The sequence below is a fragment of the Parapedobacter sp. SGR-10 genome (assembly GCF_011030405.1).
Lineage (GTDB): Bacteria > Bacteroidota > Bacteroidia > Sphingobacteriales > Sphingobacteriaceae > Sphingobacterium.
The window spans coordinates 1-298 of record NZ_JAAJTJ010000084.1; the positions used below are offsets into that span (position 1 = coordinate 1).

A 298-nucleotide genomic window follows, 5' to 3' on the forward strand; every position below is an offset into this window, starting at 1 on the left:
ATGGTCCGCTGCGCACAAATCATGATCGTTTGCCTTAATCAATAACAGGAAATAAAAGAGAAGGAAAAGGTGTACCTTAAGGGTTACCCGAGATGAAGCAGCCAGTCCCGTAGCTCAGTTGGTTAGAGCACTACACTGATAATGTAGGGGTCAGCAGTTCAAGTCTGCTCGGGACTACCATAGGCGGGCCGTACGGTTCGAATCCGTTATCCTGCACAGGTAAATTGGATAATTCGCTGATTTGAAGATTTGGGAATGAATTTTCAAATTTCCAAATTCGGACATTTCCAGATTACAG

General features: G+C 44.3%; 1 tRNA gene. It reads left to right on the top strand.

The window, feature by feature from the left end:
• Positions 1-103 precede the first annotated feature (103 nt).
• Positions 104-180, top strand: a tRNA-Ile gene (locus G5B00_RS17965).
• The last annotated feature ends 118 nt before the right edge of the window (positions 181-298 follow it).